The sequence below is a fragment of the Pseudomonas orientalis genome (assembly GCF_022807995.1).
Classification (GTDB): Bacteria; Pseudomonadota; Gammaproteobacteria; order Pseudomonadales; family Pseudomonadaceae; genus Aquipseudomonas; species Aquipseudomonas orientalis_B.
Window position 1 is genome coordinate 1,473,465 of sequence record NZ_CP094351.1, and the last position, 18,220, is coordinate 1,491,684.

The window sequence follows — 18,220 nt, forward strand, 5'->3', positions numbered from 1 at the left end:
AGTTGTTAAAACAAAAGTTATATTCTTATTTGTTATAAGCGTCAGGTAGAGCCGGCGTTGCGTCTAAGCCTAGCAATTGTGTGTCCAATTGAGTCGTTACTGTATCTGTGTGCAGTGTAGGAAACCCCCTAATATCGGGCCGAAATCCTTAGAGAAGTCTCATCATGAGCGACCACCGTCCCTGGGCCCGCGAAGCCATACGTATCATTGAATCGGATTTCCAGCGCAGCGCCGACACCCACCTGATCCCTTTGCCGTTGCCGGGCTTGCCGGGTATCGAGCTGTATTTCAAGGACGAGTCCAGCCACCCGACCGGCAGCCTGAAGCACCGGCTGGCGCGTTCCCTGTTCCTGTATGCGTTGTGCAACGGCTGGCTGAAGCCCGGTGCACCCGTGATCGAGGCTTCCAGCGGTTCGACGGCCATCTCCGAAGCGTATTTCGCGCGCCTGCTTGGCCTGCCGTTCATTGCCGTGATGCCCGCCACCACCTCCCAGGAAAAGATCGCCCAGATTGCCTTTTATGGCGGCAAGAGCCACCTGGTGCAGGACCCTACGCAGATTTATGCCGAGTCCGAACGCCTGGCGCAGGAGGGCGGCGGCCACTTCATGGACCAGTTCACCTACGCCGAGCGCGCCACCGACTGGCGCGCGAACAACAACATTGCCGAGTCGATCTTCCAGCAGTTGCGTTTCGAACAGCATCCGGAGCCGAGTTGGCTGATTTCCAGCCCAGGCACCGGCGGCACTACCGCGACCCTGGGACGCTATGTGCGCTATCGCCAGCATTGCACCCGTGTGCTGTGTGCCGATGCCGAACGTTCGGTGTTTTTCGATTATTACCTGAGCGGCGACGCCAGCCTGCGCCTGGATTGTGGTTCACGGATCGAAGGGATCGGCCGGCCACGGGTCGAAGCCTCGTTTTTGCCGGCGGTGATCGATGCGATGGTCAAGGTGCCGGACGCGCTGTCCCTGGCGGCCATGCATTACCTGGCCGAGCGGTTGGGCCGGCGTGTGGGAGGCTCCAGCGGGACGAACCTAATCGGTGCGCTGGTGGCTGCGCAACAGATGAAAGCGGCGGGGGAGTCGGGGTCAATCGTGGCGATTCTATGCGATGGGGGAGAGCGCTATGCCACCACTTACTATGATCAGGCGTGGCTGGCGGGGCAGGGGTATGCATTGGAAGGCCTGATCGCCGCAGTTGCAGCGAGTGTCGAGCGCGGTGATGCGCTACCCGACACTGTCCTGCGCGCCAATATCTGACGCACCACAAACCAAATGTGGGAGGGGGCTTGCCCCCGATTGCTGTGTGTCAGTCCAAGAGGCTCCGACTGAATCACTGCTATCGGGGCAAGCCCCCTTCCACATGTTCTCAGGCCTCGATGCCCAGCATATCCCGCGCCAAGGCTTCGGCAATCCGAATGCCATCGACGCCTGCCGAGAGGATGCCCCCGGCATAACCCGCGCCTTCACCGGCCGGGAACAGGCCTTTGACGTTCAGGCTCTGCATCGACTCGTTGCGGGTAATGCGCAGTGGTGAAGAGGTGCGGGTCTCGATACCGGTCAGCACCGCATCGTGCAGCGAGTAGCCTTTGATCTGCTTCTCGAACGCCGGCAAGGCTTCGCGGATGGCTTCGATGGCGAAGTCCGGCAAGGCCAGCGCCAGGTCGCCCAACGACACGCCAGGTTTGTAGGACGGTTCCACACTGCCCAGTGCGGTGGAGGGTTTGCCGGCGATGAAGTCACCCACCAGTTGCGCCGGGGCCTCGTAGTTACTGCCGCCGAGGATATAGGCGTGGGACTCCAGGCGCTCCTGCAACTCGATACCGGCCAGCGGGCCACCTGGGTAATCCACCTCGGGGGTAATGCCGACCACGATGCCAGAGTTGGCATTGCGCTCGTTACGCGAGTATTGGCTCATGCCGTTGGTCACGACACGATGGGGTTCTGAGGTCGCAGCCACGACGGTGCCGCCCGGGCACATGCAGAAGCTGTAGACCGAACGGCCATTCTTGGCGTGGTGCACCAGCTTGTAGTCCGCTGCGCCCAGCTTCGGGTGGCCGGCGTATTTGCCCAGGCGTGCGGCGTCGATCAGCGACTGCGGGTGCTCGATACGGAAACCCACCGAGAACGGCTTGGCTTCCATGTACACGCCGCGGTCGTGGAGCATGCGGAAGGTGTCACGGGCGCTGTGGCCCAAGGCAAGAATCACGTGCCTGGAGAGGATCTGCTCGCCGCCGTCGATGACCACGCCGTTCAACTGGCCGTCTTCGATCAACACGTCGGTGACCCGCTGCTCGAAGCGCACTTCACCGCCCAGGGCGATGATCTGCTGGCGCATGTTTTCCACCACGCCGGTCAGGCGGAAGGTGCCGATATGCGGTTTGCTGACATACAGAATCTCTTCCGGCGCGCCGGCCTTGACGAACTCGTGCAGCACCTTGCGCCCGTGGAATTTCGGGTCCTTGATCTGGCTGTACAGCTTGCCGTCGGAGAAGGTCCCGGCGCCGCCCTCACCGAACTGCACGTTGGACTCGGGGTTGAGCACGCTTTTGCGCCACAGGCCCCAGGTGTCCTTGGTGCGTTGGCGCACTTCCTTGCCGCGTTCGAGGATGATCGGCTTGAAGCCCATCTGTGCCAGCAGCAGCCCGGCGAAAATCCCGCAGGGGCCAAAGCCCACTACGATTGGCCGCTCAACCAGGCCTTCCGGCGCCTGGCCCACCACCTTGTAGCTGACATCCGGCGCCGGATTGACGTTGCGGTCGTCTGCAAACTTGAGCAGCAGGGCGGCTTCGCCCTTCACGTTCAGGTCGACGGTGTAGATGAAGCACAGCTCCGAGGACTTCTTGCGGGCATCATAGCTGCGCTTGAACAGGGTGAAATCGAGCAGGTCATCACTGGCGATGCCCAGGCGCTGCACGATGGCAGGCCGCAGGTCTTCTTCGGGATGGTCGATGGGCAGCTTGAGTTCGGTGATTCGTAACATGACAGGATCCGGTAGGCGGCGGGCAAGAAGGCCGGCTGTTTTGCAAACCGGCGATTATAAGCCCCAATAGGGTTTTTCCGTCAGGTTAAAACGACGCGCGCAGCAATCAGTCGTCCCGCGAGCCGCCAAATGCCGCGCAACCACGCTGTACCTGGCCGTTGACGCGCAATTCGGCGCTCATGTGCTGCAGGCTGCCGCTCATGCTGTCGACACAGCGCTGCGGGGCGACCCACAATTCGATGTGCTGGTTATTGGCGTCGGTCATCAGGTTGAAGCGCCCATCGCCCAGTTGCTCTTCGACATAAGGCACCGCCAGAGGTGGCTGACCTTCGCGTTCCAGCACCATGCCCTTGGCTGTGACGCTCATCGCCCAGGCCGGCTTATGGCCGTTTGCCCGCAGAATCATGCGTTTGAAGTCCGGGTCGTTGCAGGCCGAAGTCGAGCGCTCCACGCGATACACCTGTTGCAGGTCCACCGAGCCCTGAGTGCCGCTGGCGACGCCGGAAAACTTGCCGCGCAAATCGGCAAACAACGTGCCTTGCTGGCCCGCGAGGGAGGCGGCTTCCTGCAGGATGCTGGTGCCGGCGGTATCGTTGACCACATAGTTGCGCTGGTCGCCGCAGGGCTGGAACAACAGCTTGTTCTCAACCGCCGTCAATTCTCCCTGCATGCGGGTCAGCCCGACGGTAGACAGCTTGGCAGGCTCGCTGTCGAACATCTGGCAAGCGGCGAACAAGGGGAACAGGGCTAGCAGGGTAAAGGTCGAGGCGGCACGCATTTTCGGTCTCCAGACAAGTGCCGTCACGTTACGCAGGCTCGCGTCGCATCACAAGCCTGCGGCGCAGCTTCAGGCGTTTCTTACAAACCTGAAACTCAGCCCACGATAAAGGTCTGGCCGGTCTGCAAGCCCTCGACACTTTTCGCGTAGGCCAAAGCCACTTCGGCGCCGGCTACCGGTTTGAATCCACGGAAATACGGGGCGTAGCTGCCCATGGCTTCCACCAGGACCGTCGGGCTCACGCAATTGACGCGCAACCCACGGGGCAGTTCGATTGCCGCCGCTTTGACGAAGGCGTCCAGCGCGCCGTTGACCAGCGCCGCCGAGGCGCCGGTGCGGATCGGATCACGGTTCAGGATGCCGCTGGTGAAGGTAAACGACGCGCCGTCATTGGCGAACTCGCGGCCGATCAGCAGCAGGTTGACCTGGCCCATCAGCTTGTCACGCAAGCCCAGTTCGAAGTCGGCTTCACTCATCTCGCCCAGCGCCACGAAGCTCACGCTGCCTGCCGCGCAGATCAGCGCGTCGAACGTGCCGGTCTGCTCGAACAGCGTGCGTATCGAGGCGCTGTCGCTGATATCGACCTGGAAGTCGCCGCTGTTACGACCGATGGCAATCACGTCGTGACGCTGCGTCAGCTCCGCCTTGATCGCTGAACCGATCGTGCCGTTGGCACCAATCAAAAGGATTTTCATCGCGCTGTTCCTCCAGAGGTTAGATGGAGGTTAAGTCTAGAGTGGCTTTTTCTTTGGATAAACGTGCTAATAGGCAACATTTGGTTTTCATTTGGAAACAATCGATGAGCGAAATGGACGACCTGGCGGCCTTCGCCGTCTTGATCGAAGCCGGCAGTTTCACCTTGGCGGCCGAGCAGCTGGGGTGCAGCAAGGGGCAATTGTCCAAGCGCATCAGTCAGTTGGAAGCGCGGTTCGGCGTGGTGCTGTTGCATCGCACCACGCGCAAGCTGAGCCTTACCGCCGCGGGTACGGCGTTACTGCCCCAGGCACAAGCGCTGGTGGTGCAGGTGGAACGTGCGCGTCAGGCACTGGCGCGGCTTAAGGATGACCTGGCCGGGCCGGTGCGTATGACGGTTCCGGTTTCATTGGGAGAAACATTCTTCGATGGTTTGTTGCTGGAATTTTCCAAGCAATACCCGCAGGTGCAGATCGAGCTGGAGCTTAACAACAGCTACCGGGACCTGGCGCGCGATGGCTTTGACTTGGGCGTTCGCTCGGGGGCCATCGAGAATGAGCGCCTTGTGGTCAAGCCTCTGCTGGCCTGGCATGAGATGACCTGCGCCAGCCCGGCCTATCTGGAACAGCATGGCGAGCCGCAGACCCCGGCAGACCTGGCGGCGCATAGCTGCCTGCTCAACAGCCATTACAGCGGCCGCGAGGAATGGCTGTACCACCAACAACACGAATTGCTGCGGGTAAAGGTGAGCGGCACCTTCGCCTCCAACCACTACAACCTGCTGAAAAAAGCCGCGTTGGTCGGCGCCGGTATTGCCCGCCTGCCGTCCTACGTTCTGCCCGCGGAACTGGCTGACGGCCGATTGCGCTGGCTGCTGCGCGACTATCAGACACGCAGCATGCCGATGTACCTGGTGCATCCCTATCAGGGCGGCCTGCCACGGCGCACGCAGGTGTTGGCCGACTATCTGGTGGACTGGTTCAAGCGCAGCGGCGAGGCGCTGGATCGACTTCAGCGATAGCGACGGGCAATCAGGTGGTCGATGGACAGGCAGCCTGGGCCTTTGGCAAGCAACAGCAATAACAGCGCAAGCCAGGTGCCGTGAGTGGGATAGGCGTCCGGGTAGACAAACAGCTGAATGGTCAGGGTCATGCCGATCAATGCAAGGGCCGAGAATCGCGTGGCCAGTCCCAGCAGGATCAGTACCGGGAAGAAGTGCTCGGCAAATGCTGCCAGGTGCGCGGCGACTTCCGGGGACAACAGTGGGACGTGGTATTCGCTGCGAAACAACGGCAAGGTCGAAGCGGCAAGTCTGGGTTCGCCGAGTTCGAAGGTGCCGTTGATCAGGTCGATGGCGAAGCCTTCGACCTTGGTTTGCCCCGACTTCCAGAACACCGCCGCGATGGAGAAGCGTGCGATAAAAGCGATCAGGCTGCAGGGGATTTTTTCGAGAAGGGCTATGGCCTGTTTCAGCAGGCCGGCAGCGGAACTGTTCATGGCGATACCTTTTGTTCCAGGTGTAAATGAGTGATGGCGTCGTGGCTGATCAACAGCGTCAGGCAGCGATGCAGGTCGAATTCGGACGAGGCCTGCAAGGCATGCTCCACCGCCATTTCCAGCCCCGTGCCCTGGTTCAGGCAGTTGATAAAGGCCACCGAGCCGCTGTCGATAGCAAAGACCTTGACCGCCAAGTCCTGGCGCAAGACCAGGGCGCTTTGAGCAGGCCAGGGGCTCAAGCCTGCGAGGTCGCCGTCAGTCTGGTGCGCAGCCCAGACCGTCACCACCGCAAAGGCGGAACTCAGCGTGGCGAGCGATGGATGCAATTGCAGGCTCAACTGCCCCAGATTCTCTTGACCCTGCAGATGTTGAAGAATGTGCTGCTGGCAAAGCGTCGGCGTGTCGGCTGCGTGATAGGCACGTATCCGCAGGCGCTCCAGCCGTGCGACATCCGCCAGGTAAGGGACGCTGTCGGCCGGTTCGAATGCCTGGATAAAGTCGGCCAATCGGCTGCCGTACTCGTTGATCAGCGGGCTGGCGGGTGGGTTGGCCTGGATGAAAAGGCCAGCCATGGCGCGGAAGAATTCATCGCCCACCAGCTGCAACGTCACCGGGTAACTGGCCGTCAGCGCATTGATCAACGAGCCATGGACATTGTTGCGGTACACCGCAAAGCGGCTGGCGGGGTCGGCGCCGTTGCTGCTGAACAGGCCATCCGGGCAGCCACCGTGTGCCGCGAGCAGCGCATCGGCAAACGCGCTCTGAACACTCATGGCCTCACCTGCGCCAGGCAACGTTCGGCTTGCCGGGCCTCGGCGTGCAGCACACTGAAGGCCGGCACCTGGTTATCACGCTCGATCAGTGTGGCCACCGGCCCCGTGCGTTTGAGCACTTGTTCGTAGAGCCGCCACACCGCATCGTCGATCGGCGCACCGTGATCATCGATGAGCAGTCGATCGCCCAGGCTGTCGGAATCTTCGGCAAAGCCAGCCAGATGTATTTCGCCGACGGTATGCAACGGCAGGGCATCAATGTAGGTCAGCGGGTCACGCTGGTGATTGATGCAAGACACGTAGACGTTATTCACGTCCAGCAGCAAACCGCAGCCGGTGCGCCGGACGATCTCGCTGATGAAGTCGGTTTCGTCCAGGGTGGAGCGCTGGAACTGCACGTAAGTTGACGGGTTCTCCAGCAGCATCGGCCGCTTGAGCGTGCTTTGCAGCTGGTCTATGTGCTCGCATACCCGAGCCAGGGTCGGCGCATCGTAGGCCAGGGGCAGCAGGTCATTGAGAAATACCGGGCCATGGCTGGACCAGGCCAGGTGTTCGGAAAACGAGTGGGGTTGATAGCGTTCAATCAGCCTGGCCAACCGCGCCAGGTGCTCAGGGTTCAGTGGGCTTTCGCCACCGATGGAGAGACCCACGCCGTGCAACGACAGTGGGTAGCGTTCGCGGATCAACCCCAGGTAGTGGTGAAAAGGGCCGCCGGCAACCATGTAGTTTTCGGCATGCACTTCAAAGAAACCGATGTCGGGTGAAGTCCCGAGCACCTCGGTGAAGTGCTCGTTCTTCAGTCCCAGTCCGGCCCGATGCGGCAGACCGGGTGCCTGAGCCTGGGAGACGGCTTGCAGGGATGAAAGGGTCATCATCAGTACTCAGGTTACGCAGGGTTTCAGGACTTTGCGGAGAAGGCCGCTTCCTGGCCGAAACCGGTCGGCGAGGTGGTGCTTGGGGTCTTGAGGCAGGTACCGGCTGGGACCAGTTTCCAGGCGTTGGCCTGATCTTTGGTTTTCGAGGTACCGGCGCATGAAGTGCCAGCGCCTGCGGCGCAGTCGTTCTTGCCGGCTTCGGCGACACCGAAGCATTTCTGCATGTCGTCAGCGGCATGGGCGGTGGTGGTCAGGGCGGACAGGCTCAGGGCCGAACCAAGGGCAAGGACGAGGGTGGCGGCGGACAGTTTGGTGGTCATGGTGTATCTCCAGCAGTGGTTTGAGGTGGCAGGCTTGATTGCTTGCTCACACCACTAGAGACGGTACGGAGAAATTCGTTACAACGGTGTAGGAGAAAACTTTTTAAATCATCAATAAAAAAAGGAGTCGGTTTCCCGGCTCCTTTCATGGTCGTTACACAGCGAGGTAATCAACCGCCCAGATAGGCTTCACGCACCTTCGGATCCGTCAGCAATTGCTCGCCCGTGCCCTGCATCACCACCCGGCCATTCTCCAGCACATAGGCACGGTCAGCGATTTTCAGCGCCTGGTTGGCGTTCTGCTCCACCAAAAACACCGTCACACCGTCCTTGCGCAGTTGTTCGATGATGTCGAAGATCTGCTGGATGATGATCGGTGCCAGGCCCAGCGACGGCTCGTCCAGGAGCAGCAGCTTGGGCTTGCTCATCAATGCGCGGCCGATGGCGAGCATTTGCTGCTCGCCGCCGGACATGGTGCCGCCGCGCTGGCTGAAGCGTTCCTTGAGACGGGGGAACAGGTGCAGCACCTTGTCCATCTGCTCCTGGTACTCACCCTTGTCGGTAAAGAACCCGCCCATGGCCAGGTTCTCTTCGACGGTCAGGCGCGAGAACACCCGACGGCCTTCCGGCACCACTGCAATGCTCTTGCGCATGATTTCGGCAGAGTGCTTGCCCACCAGTTCTTCACCCATATAACGAATGCTGCCGCTGTGGGCCTGGGGCGACCCGCACAGAGTCATCAGCAACGTCGACTTGCCGGCCCCATTGGCGCCGATCAGGGTCACGATCTCACCCTGGCGCACTTCCACATTGACGCTGTGCAGGGCCTGGATCTTGCCGTAGAAAGTGGAAACGTTTTCAAATTGCAGCATTTTACGCTTCCCCCAGATAGGCTTTGATCACTTCAGGATTGTCGCGGATCTGCTCCGGCGTCCCGTTGGCCAGCGGCGTGCCCTGGTTGATCACCACGATATGGTCGGAGATGCTCATGACCAGTTTCATGTCGTGTTCGATCAACAGCACGGTGGCGTCGTTTTCCTCACGCAGCACGCCGATCAGCGCCTTGAGGTCCTCGGTTTCCTTGGGGTTAAGGCCCGCGGCAGGTTCGTCGAGCATCAGGATGCGCGGGCGGGTCATCATGCAGCGGGCGATTTCCAGGCGACGTTGCTGGCCGTAGGCGAGGGTACCGGCCGGGCGGTTGGCGAACTCGGTGAGGTTGACCTTGTCCAGCCAGTACGCCGCGTACTCCATGGCCTCGCGCTCGCTCTTGCGGAACGCCGGGGTCTTGAACAGGCCCGCGAAGAAGTTGGTGTTCAAGTGACGGTGCTGGGCGATCAATAGGTTCTCGACTGCCGTCATGTCCTTGAACAACCGCACGTTCTGGAAGGTCCGCACCACGCCTTTGCGCGCGATTTCGTGGCCGGCCAGGCCCTGTATGGGTTGGCCGTCCAGCAGGATGCTGCCGCCGCTCGGCTTGTAGAAACCGGTGAGGCAGTTGAACACCGTGGTCTTGCCGGCGCCATTGGGGCCGATCAGCGCTACCACTTGTTTCTCTTTGACGGTCAGGGCCACGCCGTTGACCGCCAGCAAGCCGCCGAAGCGCATGCTCAGATTTTCGACTTTCAGGATCTCGCGGCTCATTTGCGCAGCTCCATGTGTGGACGTTGCATGGGCAGCAGGCCTTGAGGGCGCCAGATCATCATCAGCACCATGAGGGCGCCGAACATCAACATGCGGTATTCACTGAAGTCGCGCATCAGTTCCGGGAGCAGCGTCATTACCACGGCAGCCAGGATCACGCCCAGTTGCGAGCCCATACCACCCAATACGACAATCGCCAAAATGATTGCTGACTCGAGGAAGGTAAACGACTCAGGTGTAACCAGCCCCTGACGTGCAGCAAAGAAGCTGCCGGCAAAACCGGCGAATGTCGCCCCGAGGGTGAATGCCGAGAGTTTGATTACTGTCGGGTTCATACCCAGCGCCCGGCAGGCTATTTCGTCTTCACGTAATGCTTCCCAGGCTCGGCCGATCGGCATGCGCAGTAAGCGATTGATCACGAACAAGGTCGCAAGCACCAGCAACAGCGCAATCAGATAGAGAAACACTATCTTGTCAGATCCGCTGTAAACCAAACCGAAGTACTCATGAAACGTTTGTCCGCCATCAGGCGCAGTTTTATCGAGCGGAAGACCGAAAAACGTTGGCTTGGGAATGTTGCTTATGCCGTTCGGCCCACCGGTGAGGTCGGTCAGGTTGCGAAGGAACAGACGAATTATTTCCCCGAAGCCGAGCGTCACGATTGCCAGGTAGTCGCCGCGCAGTCGCAACACTGGGAAACCCAGAAGGAAACCGAAGGTGGCAGCCATCATTCCGGCAATTGGCAGGCAGATCCAGAAGCCCCAGCCGAGGTAGTGCGACAGCAGTGCGTAGGTATAAGCGCCAACAGCGTAAAAGCCTACGTAACCCAGGTCGAGCAACCCCGCCAGGCCCACCACAATGTTCAACCCCAGCCCAAGCATCACGTAAATCAGGATCAAGATACCGATATCCACCGCACCTCGGGAGCCAAAAAACGGCCATACAAGGGCGGCGGCGATCAGGGCGATGATGATGTAACGCTGTGTACGCGGGAGGGTCAGGAATTGGCTGACTTTGGGTGAAACCAACGGACCACGATTGCGTTTGAATAACCCACCAAGCTGGTGGGTAAACAGTACCCGCAAAAACATCAGAACCGAACACACCGCGATGATGCTCAACGTCAGCGGCCCGGTACCATGCACTTCCAGGTTGATGCCGACAATGCTCAGCTTGAGACCGAGTACCGGAAAGGCCACGGCCCAGACCAGCAAGGCGCTGAAAAACGCCGATTTAAGATATCTGCTCATACTTTCTCAACCTCCGGACGGCCCAGGATGCCGGTCGGACGGAACAACAGCACCAGAACCAACAGGCCGAACGCGACGACGTCCTTGTACTGGTCACCGAAGATATCGGCGCCAAAGGCTTCGGCCACACCCAGCACCAGCCCGCCGAGCATGGCGCCCGGAATGCTGCCGATGCCGCCCAATACCGCCGCGGTAAAGGCCTTGAGGCCCACCAGGAAACCGGCGTTGGGGTTGATCACGCCGTATTGCATGCTCAGCAACACGGCCGCCACGGCCGCCAGCGCAGCACCAATGACGAAGGTCAGGGCGATGATGTTGTTGGTGTTGATGCCCAACAGGTTGGCCATCTTGATGTCTTCGGCGCAGGCCCGGCAGGCGCGCCCCAGACGGGAGCGGGAGATGAACAGCGTCAGGCCCAGCATGGCCACCAGAGTGACCACGAAGACCAGAATCTGCATGTACGAAATCAGCACTTCTTGTGCACCACCCGGGCCGAAGGAGATGCTCCCCGGAATCAGGTTGGGAATGGACTTGTCCTTGGAGTCCTGGGACAGCAATACGGTGTTCTGCAGGAAAATCGACATGCCGATGGCGGAAATCAGCGGGATCAACCGGTTGCTGCCGCGCAGGGGCCGGTAGGCGACGCGCTCGATACTGTAGCCATAGGCACTGGTCACGACGATCGATGCCAGGAACGCAGCGGTCATCAACAGCGGCAGGGAGTGGATCCCCATCATGGCCAACCCGGCAAGGGCGATAAAGGCCACGTAGGAACCAATCATGTACACCTCGCCATGGGCGAAGTTGATCATTCCAATGATGCCGTAAACCATGGTGTAGCCAATGGCTATCAAGGCATAAGTGCTGCCAATGGTCAGCCCATTAACCAGCTGTTGGAAAAAATGATAGAGCTCAGGCATTACAGCGCTCCTAAAAACCCGATACGCATTTCACTGGTGGAGTCATTTCCGGCCTGTGCCCTGTTCTTTGACCAGGTTGCACAAAGCGTTTGCCAGCGAACCGCTGGTGACGGTTTTAAGATTTTCAGGTGAGCCAGCGCCCGGATCGCGGGTGACATGGCCCATAAACCTCGTAAAACAAAGCCCACTGCTCTCACAGTGGGCTTGTTGACCAGTAACGCCTGGCTTACTGAGGGGAAACTTCGGTTTTTGGTTTACCGAAATGCCATTCGTAGACCACGAACTTGAAGTCCTTCAGGTCGCCCTTGGCATCGAAGCTCAGGTCACCAGTAGGGGTCTTGAAGGTACCGGCGTGGATGGCTTCGGCCACCTTGGCAGTGTCTTCGCTTTTCGCGGCCTTGATACCGCCGGCGATCACTTCGATGGCCGAGTAGGCCGGGAACACGAACGGACCGGTCGGGTCCTGCTTGTTCTTGGCAAACTCTTCAACGATGGCTTTGTTGGCAGGGTCGGTGTCGAAGGATTTCGGCAGGGTCACCAGCAGGCCTTCGGAAGCGCCCTGGGCGATTTGCGAGATGGAGTCGTTGCCGACGCCTTCAGGGCCCATGAACTTGGCGTTCAGGCCTTTTTCCTTGGCCTGGCGCAGGATCAGGCCCAGCTCAGGGTGGTAGCCGCCGTAGTAGACGAAGTCGACGTTGGCTTGCTTGAGTTTCTGGATGATCGAGGAGAAGTCCTTGTCACCGGCGTTCAGGCCTTCGAAGACGGCAACCTTGGTGCCTTTTTCTTCAAGGGTCTTCTTCACGGCGCTGGCAATGCCTTCACCGTACTGCTGCTTGTCGTGCAGTACGGCGACGATTTTCGGCTTCACGTGGTCGGCGATGTAGTTGCCGGCCGCTGGGCCTTGCGCGCTGTCCAGACCGATGGTGCGGAAGATCAGCTTGTAGCCACGGGAAGTGATTTCAGGGCTGGTGGCAGCCGGGGTAATCATGATGACGCCTTCGTCTTCATAAATATCCGACGCTGGCTGAGTGGAGCTGGAGCAGAGGTGGCCGACCACGAACTTGACGCCGTCGTTAACCACTTTGTTGGCGACGGCAACGGCTTGTTTCGGATCGCAAGCGTCGTCGTATTCCTTGGCTTCAAGCATTTTGCCGTCCACGCCGCCCTTGGCGTTGATGTCGGCGATGGCTTGCTTGGCACCCATGAATTGCATGTCGCCGTATTGCGTCACCGGACCGGTCTTGGGACCGGCGATGCCGATCTTGATGGTGTCGGCTGCGAACGAATGGCCGGCAACCCCAGCCAGGACCATAGCGGCAAACAGTTTGGAAATCTGCTTAGTAGCCTTATTCATAGTGCTCCACTCTTACTGTTGTATTTTTTATAGTTCCAGCGGCCTTGTGAGCTGCAGAACCGGATCAGATATCGCGGATATCCCCCCGGCATTGCCCTGGCAACTGTACCGGTACAGTGTAGAGCGCCGGTTGATCGCTTGGAAAGCTGGCTGCTGGGGGCAAAACCCGGTGGTGTCGCTTAACTGAAAGAAAAAGACAGAATTGCGGCGGGATGATGCTAGCTTTTCAAGCATTCCCTGGCTATTCCGACACTTTCAATCGCTACTTCATTTGCTACTGGGTTTTTCTGGCTGAGCCACGACGCTATGATTGCGCCGATTTTCTACTCAGGTGAATTCCCATGACGCAAGAACCAAGCACCCTCTATGCCAAGCTGCTCGGTGAAACCGCCGAAATTTCCTGGAAGGAGCTTGAACCGTTCTTTGCCAAGGGTGCCCTATTGTGGGTCGATGCCAGCCTGGATTTGATCGAAGCCGCCGAGGGAATGGCCGAAGACAACCGTGGCAAAGTCGCCGCTTGGTTGGCTGCGGGGAGCCTTGGCGAAGTGTCTGCGACGCGGGCATTGGACGTGGTCGAACGGGACCCGCGCTTGTGGGCGGTGGTGGTCTCGCCATGGATCCTGATCCAGGAAAGGGCGTGACTCTGATGGCCTGCACTCATTTGGCGCGAACTGGCGAAGCGTTAAAGTGGGTAATCGAGTAGCGTGATGGCTCTTTGCCGTAGAGAAACGTCACACGCAAGGGTGACGTTAACGTCACGGGCACAGTTGTATGACTTCTGCCACGCCGTTTTAATTGTTATAGCGTATGTCATGATCCTTCCCGTAAGTATGTAACGCTGTTTCCAGCGATACATCCGTAATTCTCAGCCCTGAAATCATTGACTCAGGGCTCGACCATGCAACCGACTTACCGATTGTCCTCAACGCCTGCCGCAAGCCTTACGGCGACGCAGGATAACGACTACAAGACCCACTACCGTGAACAACTCCAGGGCATCGACACCACACTGCAGTTCCTGCGGTCTCGACCCACCTTCTCGTCCTTCATCAACGAACGGGTAAATGCGACGTTCACGTCGACCGCAAACGTGGACGCGTCTCGGGTGTTTATCAAAAGCGATCCGAGCGACGTTGTGGTTGCGCAGGACGCCGTTCAGGCGACTCGGCTGCTTCCCAGCGTGATGGATGCTGTAATCAGACGAATCGTTGACAAGCAACCCGCGTCTTTTGCCAGTTGCAGTACTACGTTTACCTTTGACCGCGACGAGGAAGCCGACGAGCACTTGCCCTCGTCACTGACACCGGCTGCATTTGACACGTTTCTCGATGAACTGTCGGCTTCGCTGCAGACGGCCTACCGGGCTTGCCTGGACGCTTTCTGGAAACAGGCAGTCAGTACGACCGACCCGCGCTTGCCCCAGGACTCTGTGATCTCGGCACGTAGCAAACAGATAAGCGTGGAGGCTTCGTTGCTCAGGGCCGATGGAACGCTGAACACCAACGGCTTGCGCCTGGTCGAGACGTTCGTGGCATATCCCGATGCGCTCGCGCGGCAAGCAAGGCCCAATAGGCCAGCGGCCTACGCCGTGGTGTTGAAGGGCGCAGGCACTGGCGCTGATATGCCTTTGCATGGTGCGGTGATGCTGACCGCCCAGGATCCTTTCGATTCTTCCTCCGATAGAGGTAAGCCCCTCGCATCGCTCGTGGCTCGGCCGGTAACAACCAGTGTCAATGTGGGGATCGTTGTTTTGTTTACACCTAATCGAGGCCTGGAGGCGTTCCCGTCCTTGGCGCTTCTCGATAAGGAACTGCATCGGCGATTAAACACCGACTACGAGTTCGATGGCCTCTTCTCTCTGCTTGCGGACAAACACTACGAGCCGGCGGCGACCCTGCGTGACAAGGCACAGACCACCGGTTGCTTTGACTATAAAGAAATCCTTGAATCAGTCTTCAGCGCCAGCGTGGCGGCGCAGTATGAAAAGCTGGTCGATGATTTTGCGTTCATGGTGAGTCGGTACCAGCGCCGTGGCACAGATGAAGACTTCAGCCAACTGCCAGTCAGTCTGGACCGAACCACGGACATGCAAAAGTGCTTCGGCGTAAGCGAGGTGTTGCGCGCTCGTGAAACCAAACGCTCCAAGGTCGAACTCGAGCAGTTTTTAAGCGCGGCCTCAGAGGCCGATAAACAGACCTGGGCAATAGCCGCGCGTGACTACCTGGGCGAACTTGAACGTGCTTATACCGGGGAAGGGCTGCCCTCGGTTTTACAATATGGTGACCAGCAGGCGTTATTGGCCTACAGCAATAAGCAATTGGCGCAGGCGCTGGAAGACCAATACGGCATCGACACGGACCCGTCCGATATCAAGGTCACTGTTCGTCGACCGAACCCCGCACCGGGCCTTTATTTTCCGGGCGCCAGGCCCAACCCGCAAACCGGTCAGTCGCATTATTCCATCGTCACCAAAAGCCTGGCGGAGCTGGCCCTGGAGAATGTCGACTATCTAGATAAGGTCTTTGTCGCCAAGTCCCGATTAAGCCTGTACGGCGAGCCCTACACGGCGTTGACTACGCAACAGGTCAAGGACCTGGTGCGTGAAGTGGATATTGGCGCCTCCTATACTGAATTTCTCAGTAAACGCCTCCTCACGTCGCCTGAAGCCAAGCAGCTCAAGCAGAGCTTCGCGAACATCATGCTCAAGCAGCTCAGGGTCGACATAATCGAGGCCAAGATTGCCCAGGACATTCTGACCGACTCATCCCATCGAGGTTATGCTCTGGTCAACAGCGCCCTTGACCAGCCCACCGACACTGATGAACGGGCCAAGGTGGATGGCTATGAAGTGACCGTGTCGGCACTTTACATAACAGGGGCCCACGTGCGCGGAGTGCTGGCCTTCACCAGCAAAGTCCCCAAAGACTACGCCATAGTTCTGTATACCCCACGGGCTAAGGATGGCCGGGCATTTCGCGAATACACCGACACGACGCAACTGCGAGAGCAGTTCGTCAACAACCCTGCGTGGCAGGATTATCTGTTTGAGCGGATGGACAGCACGACGTTCCCACGCCTGCGGGCCACGCTCAGAAGAGGCATCTTGGCGAGCGAGTTTTCCGTGGGGGTCATCAAGCACAATTTTCTGAAGCGGGCGTACGACTTCGAGGCGCGCGCTGCCATCGCTCAGGCAGATCGCAAGACCACCAGTACCCATGAGTCAAATGTGCGTAGCACCTGGACGGTGATCGAAGGGCTGGTTGAAGTAGCGCTGGCGGTTTTTCCGGTCAAGGTGACGTTTGTGATCGGCCTGGTGCGCAGTGCAATGGCATTGAGTGCTGCTCTGGATGCCTTGCAAAACCAGGACAAGGTGGGCGCGACCCATGAATTTGTCAGGGCCTTCGCGTATCTGGTCGGGGCACTGATCGACGGCGCCGTGGGGTTCACGCCTATGCGCTTGGCGCCCGCACGGCCAGGCTTGCCGAACCAGATGGCCCTCAGCAAGGCCCCCCAAAATGTCACGCCTTTGGCTGGCTGGGAAAGCCAAGGGATCTATACCCGTGCGGGTAAGGGCTCGACGCCGGGTCAGCATTTCCTTAAGGAAAAGGACCAGTGGTTCAAGGTCACCTATGACGAGACGACGACAGCCGGAACCTGGCGTTTGCAAAACCCTCGTCGCGACGGCAGGCATCAATATCACCTGCCACCCATTGCTCGCAATGCCTCCAACGAGTGGATCATACGCTCGCCCGAAATTGGCCTGAGGGGCGGTTATCACTCGCGTATGGCACGTGATGACCTGATGCGGCTCTACCCGGACCTTGGTGATGTGCAAGCGGCACGGGTCCTGGATTCGTTCGAGTTTCCTGCCGGGCGGGAACGGGCCATGGAGCTTCGTCTGGTGCGGCGTCTGGGGGATGGCCCGCTGGAATTGCAAGCCATTGGACTGCGCGATATTCCTGTCGAATTTCGTCAATACCTTAATGCGACCACGACGCTCGATCAGGCCAGGCTGCGGCTACAGGGCATAGACCCGGGGCGTACCATGCCTGTTGCCCTGCCGGCGGCGCGCGCGAGTGTGATCGTGACCCAGCAATGGAAGTCCTGGGGCACGAAGATCGATCCGGCATTGCTGCAGTACAAGCGTGACACCTCCCAAATCTGGGAATACAAACCGGTTTACAGCCAGCAATCGGGTTGGTCACAAACCGAAGGCAACTTTATCAAAGTCGATGATCTTTACTATCCCATTACTGAAAACGTGAGCTGGTACAGGCACGTTGTAGCCATCCGTAAGCCCGGCACTGCCTATGGTGACTTTGAAAGTTTTGAACTGATGTTGCGCAACAGCCCTGGCGAACAACCGATGATCGCGACCTATGATTCGGGCGCGCAAACCTGGCAGGTGGTGGAGCGAAAACCATTTGAAAAGACGATTACCGCCTATGTTCAAGATGCGTTTCCAGACATGACTTCCGTGAGCCACACGCAGATCGCTCGGGCTGTATTCAATAAGTATCGCCAGGACTACAAGTATGTGGACATGCTGCGGGTGTGGCGCACTGGGCAGACAGCCTTGGATACCCCTTTGTCACTGCTCGAACCGACGCGGCACACGATAGGATCGAACCCGAGGATTCCTCTGGGGCGTGCACACGAAGGTACGCAGCCAGCACTCTGGCGGCGGGTGGATTTTGCTTCGGATCGCTTTGAACCGCACTTCAATCACGCCGTCACGCGTCCGGGCCCGGTGACGCTGCGGTCATTGATGACCGAAGTAATGGCCAAGGTTGCCCATGGAGAGCTTCTTGAGGTGTCAGGCACCAAACTGCTCTTCAGGCGAGCAGGGGACGATAGGTTTTATTGTTTGCACCTGGTCGATACGTCGGAGGCGTTTATCGCTGACCGGGGGTTCCGAAGATTTTTACAGCGACCCCGGGACCATCGGGCGGTGAGTAGTGGGCAATTCGAGCTGCAGTACACCAGCTTCAGAAATACGGACTTCGGTACGGCGCTGCATCACCAGAAGGTCATTAATCTGATTGGCGGACTCCAGCACAACAGGCGTAGCGTCCAGCGGCCTCAACTGTTCATTATCAGGTTGGCTGTCTAGTGCTCAGTTTTATTTGTAACCCAT

16 protein-coding genes are annotated in these 18,220 nt (G+C 59.1%); 4 read left to right on the plus strand and 12 right to left on the minus strand.

Annotation, left to right across the window (positions count from 1 at the left end; translation table 11 throughout):
• The first annotated feature begins 161 nt into the window (after positions 1-161).
• Positions 162-1,259: a PLP-dependent cysteine synthase family protein gene (locus MRY17_RS06425; protein ID WP_243353919.1), complete on the plus strand. Its 1,098-nt coding sequence runs from the start codon at positions 162-164 to the stop codon at positions 1,257-1,259.
• 109 nt (positions 1,260-1,368) lie between these two features.
• On the opposite strand, the gene MRY17_RS06430 is transcribed toward MRY17_RS06425, so the two are convergent.
• From MRY17_RS06430 to MRY17_RS06440, 3 genes are all read right to left on the minus strand, one after another.
• On the minus strand, positions 1,369-2,982 hold the full coding sequence (locus MRY17_RS06430) for an NAD(P)/FAD-dependent oxidoreductase (RefSeq protein WP_191955294.1): 1,614 nt from the start codon (positions 2,980-2,982) through the stop codon (positions 1,369-1,371).
• A gap of 106 nt (positions 2,983-3,088) precedes the next feature.
• Complete coding sequence (locus MRY17_RS06435; RefSeq protein WP_243353455.1) at positions 3,089-3,760, minus strand: COG3650 family protein; 672 nt, start codon at positions 3,758-3,760, stop codon at positions 3,089-3,091.
• A 95-nt stretch (positions 3,761-3,855) separates the two neighbouring features.
• A complete protein-coding gene (locus tag MRY17_RS06440) occupies positions 3,856-4,455 on the minus strand; it encodes a short chain dehydrogenase (RefSeq protein ID WP_243353456.1) in 600 nt (199 codons plus the stop codon).
• Between the two features lie 104 nt (positions 4,456-4,559).
• On the opposite strand from MRY17_RS06440, the gene MRY17_RS06445 reads away from it, so the two are divergent.
• Positions 4,560-5,474, plus strand: coding sequence for a LysR family transcriptional regulator (locus tag MRY17_RS06445; RefSeq protein ID WP_181283408.1), 915 nt, complete (start codon positions 4,560-4,562; stop codon positions 5,472-5,474).
• On the opposite strand, the gene MRY17_RS06450 is transcribed toward MRY17_RS06445, so the two are convergent.
• From MRY17_RS06450 to MRY17_RS06490, 9 genes are all read right to left on the minus strand, one after another.
• Positions 5,465-5,950, minus strand: a complete 486-nt coding sequence (locus tag MRY17_RS06450; RefSeq protein WP_181283409.1) for a DoxX family protein — start codon at positions 5,948-5,950, stop codon at positions 5,465-5,467. The genes MRY17_RS06445 and MRY17_RS06450 overlap by 10 nt on opposite strands.
• Positions 5,947-6,723: an HvfC/BufC N-terminal domain-containing protein gene (locus tag MRY17_RS06455; RefSeq protein WP_181283410.1), complete on the minus strand. Its 777-nt coding sequence runs from the start codon at positions 6,721-6,723 to the stop codon at positions 5,947-5,949. Before MRY17_RS06455 ends, MRY17_RS06450 begins: the two co-directional genes overlap by 4 nt.
• Positions 6,720-7,598 (minus strand): MNIO family bufferin maturase, encoded by an 879-nt coding sequence (bufB, locus tag MRY17_RS06460; protein ID WP_181283411.1) that lies wholly within the window; start codon positions 7,596-7,598, stop codon positions 6,720-6,722. Before bufB ends, MRY17_RS06455 begins: the two co-directional genes overlap by 4 nt.
• A 23-nt stretch (positions 7,599-7,621) precedes the next feature.
• Positions 7,622-7,918 carry a BufA1 family periplasmic bufferin-type metallophore gene (locus tag MRY17_RS06465; protein WP_181283412.1) on the minus strand — a complete coding sequence of 99 codons (297 nt, stop codon included), beginning with the start codon at positions 7,916-7,918 and terminating at the stop codon, positions 7,622-7,624.
• A gap of 170 nt (positions 7,919-8,088) precedes the next feature.
• Entirely contained in the window at positions 8,089-8,790 is a 702-nt protein-coding gene (locus tag MRY17_RS06470; RefSeq protein WP_181283413.1) for an ABC transporter ATP-binding protein, read from the minus strand.
• 1 nt (position 8,791) lies between these two features.
• A complete protein-coding gene (gene livG / locus MRY17_RS06475) occupies positions 8,792-9,559 on the minus strand; it encodes a high-affinity branched-chain amino acid ABC transporter ATP-binding protein LivG (RefSeq protein ID WP_181283414.1) in 768 nt (255 codons plus the stop codon).
• The gene (locus tag MRY17_RS06480) at positions 9,556-10,809 is read right to left on the minus strand and encodes a high-affinity branched-chain amino acid ABC transporter permease LivM (protein WP_065886144.1); all 1,254 of its coding nucleotides are present in this window, start codon (positions 10,807-10,809) and stop codon (positions 9,556-9,558) included. Before MRY17_RS06480 ends, livG begins: the two co-directional genes overlap by 4 nt.
• Entirely contained in the window at positions 10,806-11,729 is a 924-nt protein-coding gene (gene livH / locus MRY17_RS06485; RefSeq protein WP_181283415.1) for a high-affinity branched-chain amino acid ABC transporter permease LivH, read from the minus strand. Before livH ends, MRY17_RS06480 begins: the two co-directional genes overlap by 4 nt.
• A gap of 226 nt (positions 11,730-11,955) precedes the next feature.
• A complete protein-coding gene (locus MRY17_RS06490; RefSeq protein ID WP_046071338.1) occupies positions 11,956-13,083 on the minus strand; it encodes a branched-chain amino acid ABC transporter substrate-binding protein in 1,128 nt (375 codons plus the stop codon).
• A gap of 341 nt (positions 13,084-13,424) precedes the next feature.
• Between MRY17_RS06490 and MRY17_RS06495 the strand changes: the two genes are divergently transcribed.
• Both MRY17_RS06495 and MRY17_RS06500 read left to right on the plus strand, forming a co-directional pair.
• The gene (locus MRY17_RS06495; protein WP_181283416.1) at positions 13,425-13,724 is read left to right on the plus strand and encodes a DUF2288 domain-containing protein; all 300 of its coding nucleotides are present in this window, start codon (positions 13,425-13,427) and stop codon (positions 13,722-13,724) included.
• A gap of 257 nt (positions 13,725-13,981) precedes the next feature.
• Positions 13,982-18,196: a dermonecrotic toxin domain-containing protein gene (locus MRY17_RS06500; protein ID WP_243353457.1), complete on the plus strand. Its 4,215-nt coding sequence runs from the start codon at positions 13,982-13,984 to the stop codon at positions 18,194-18,196.
• Positions 18,197-18,220: the final 24 nt, after the last annotated feature.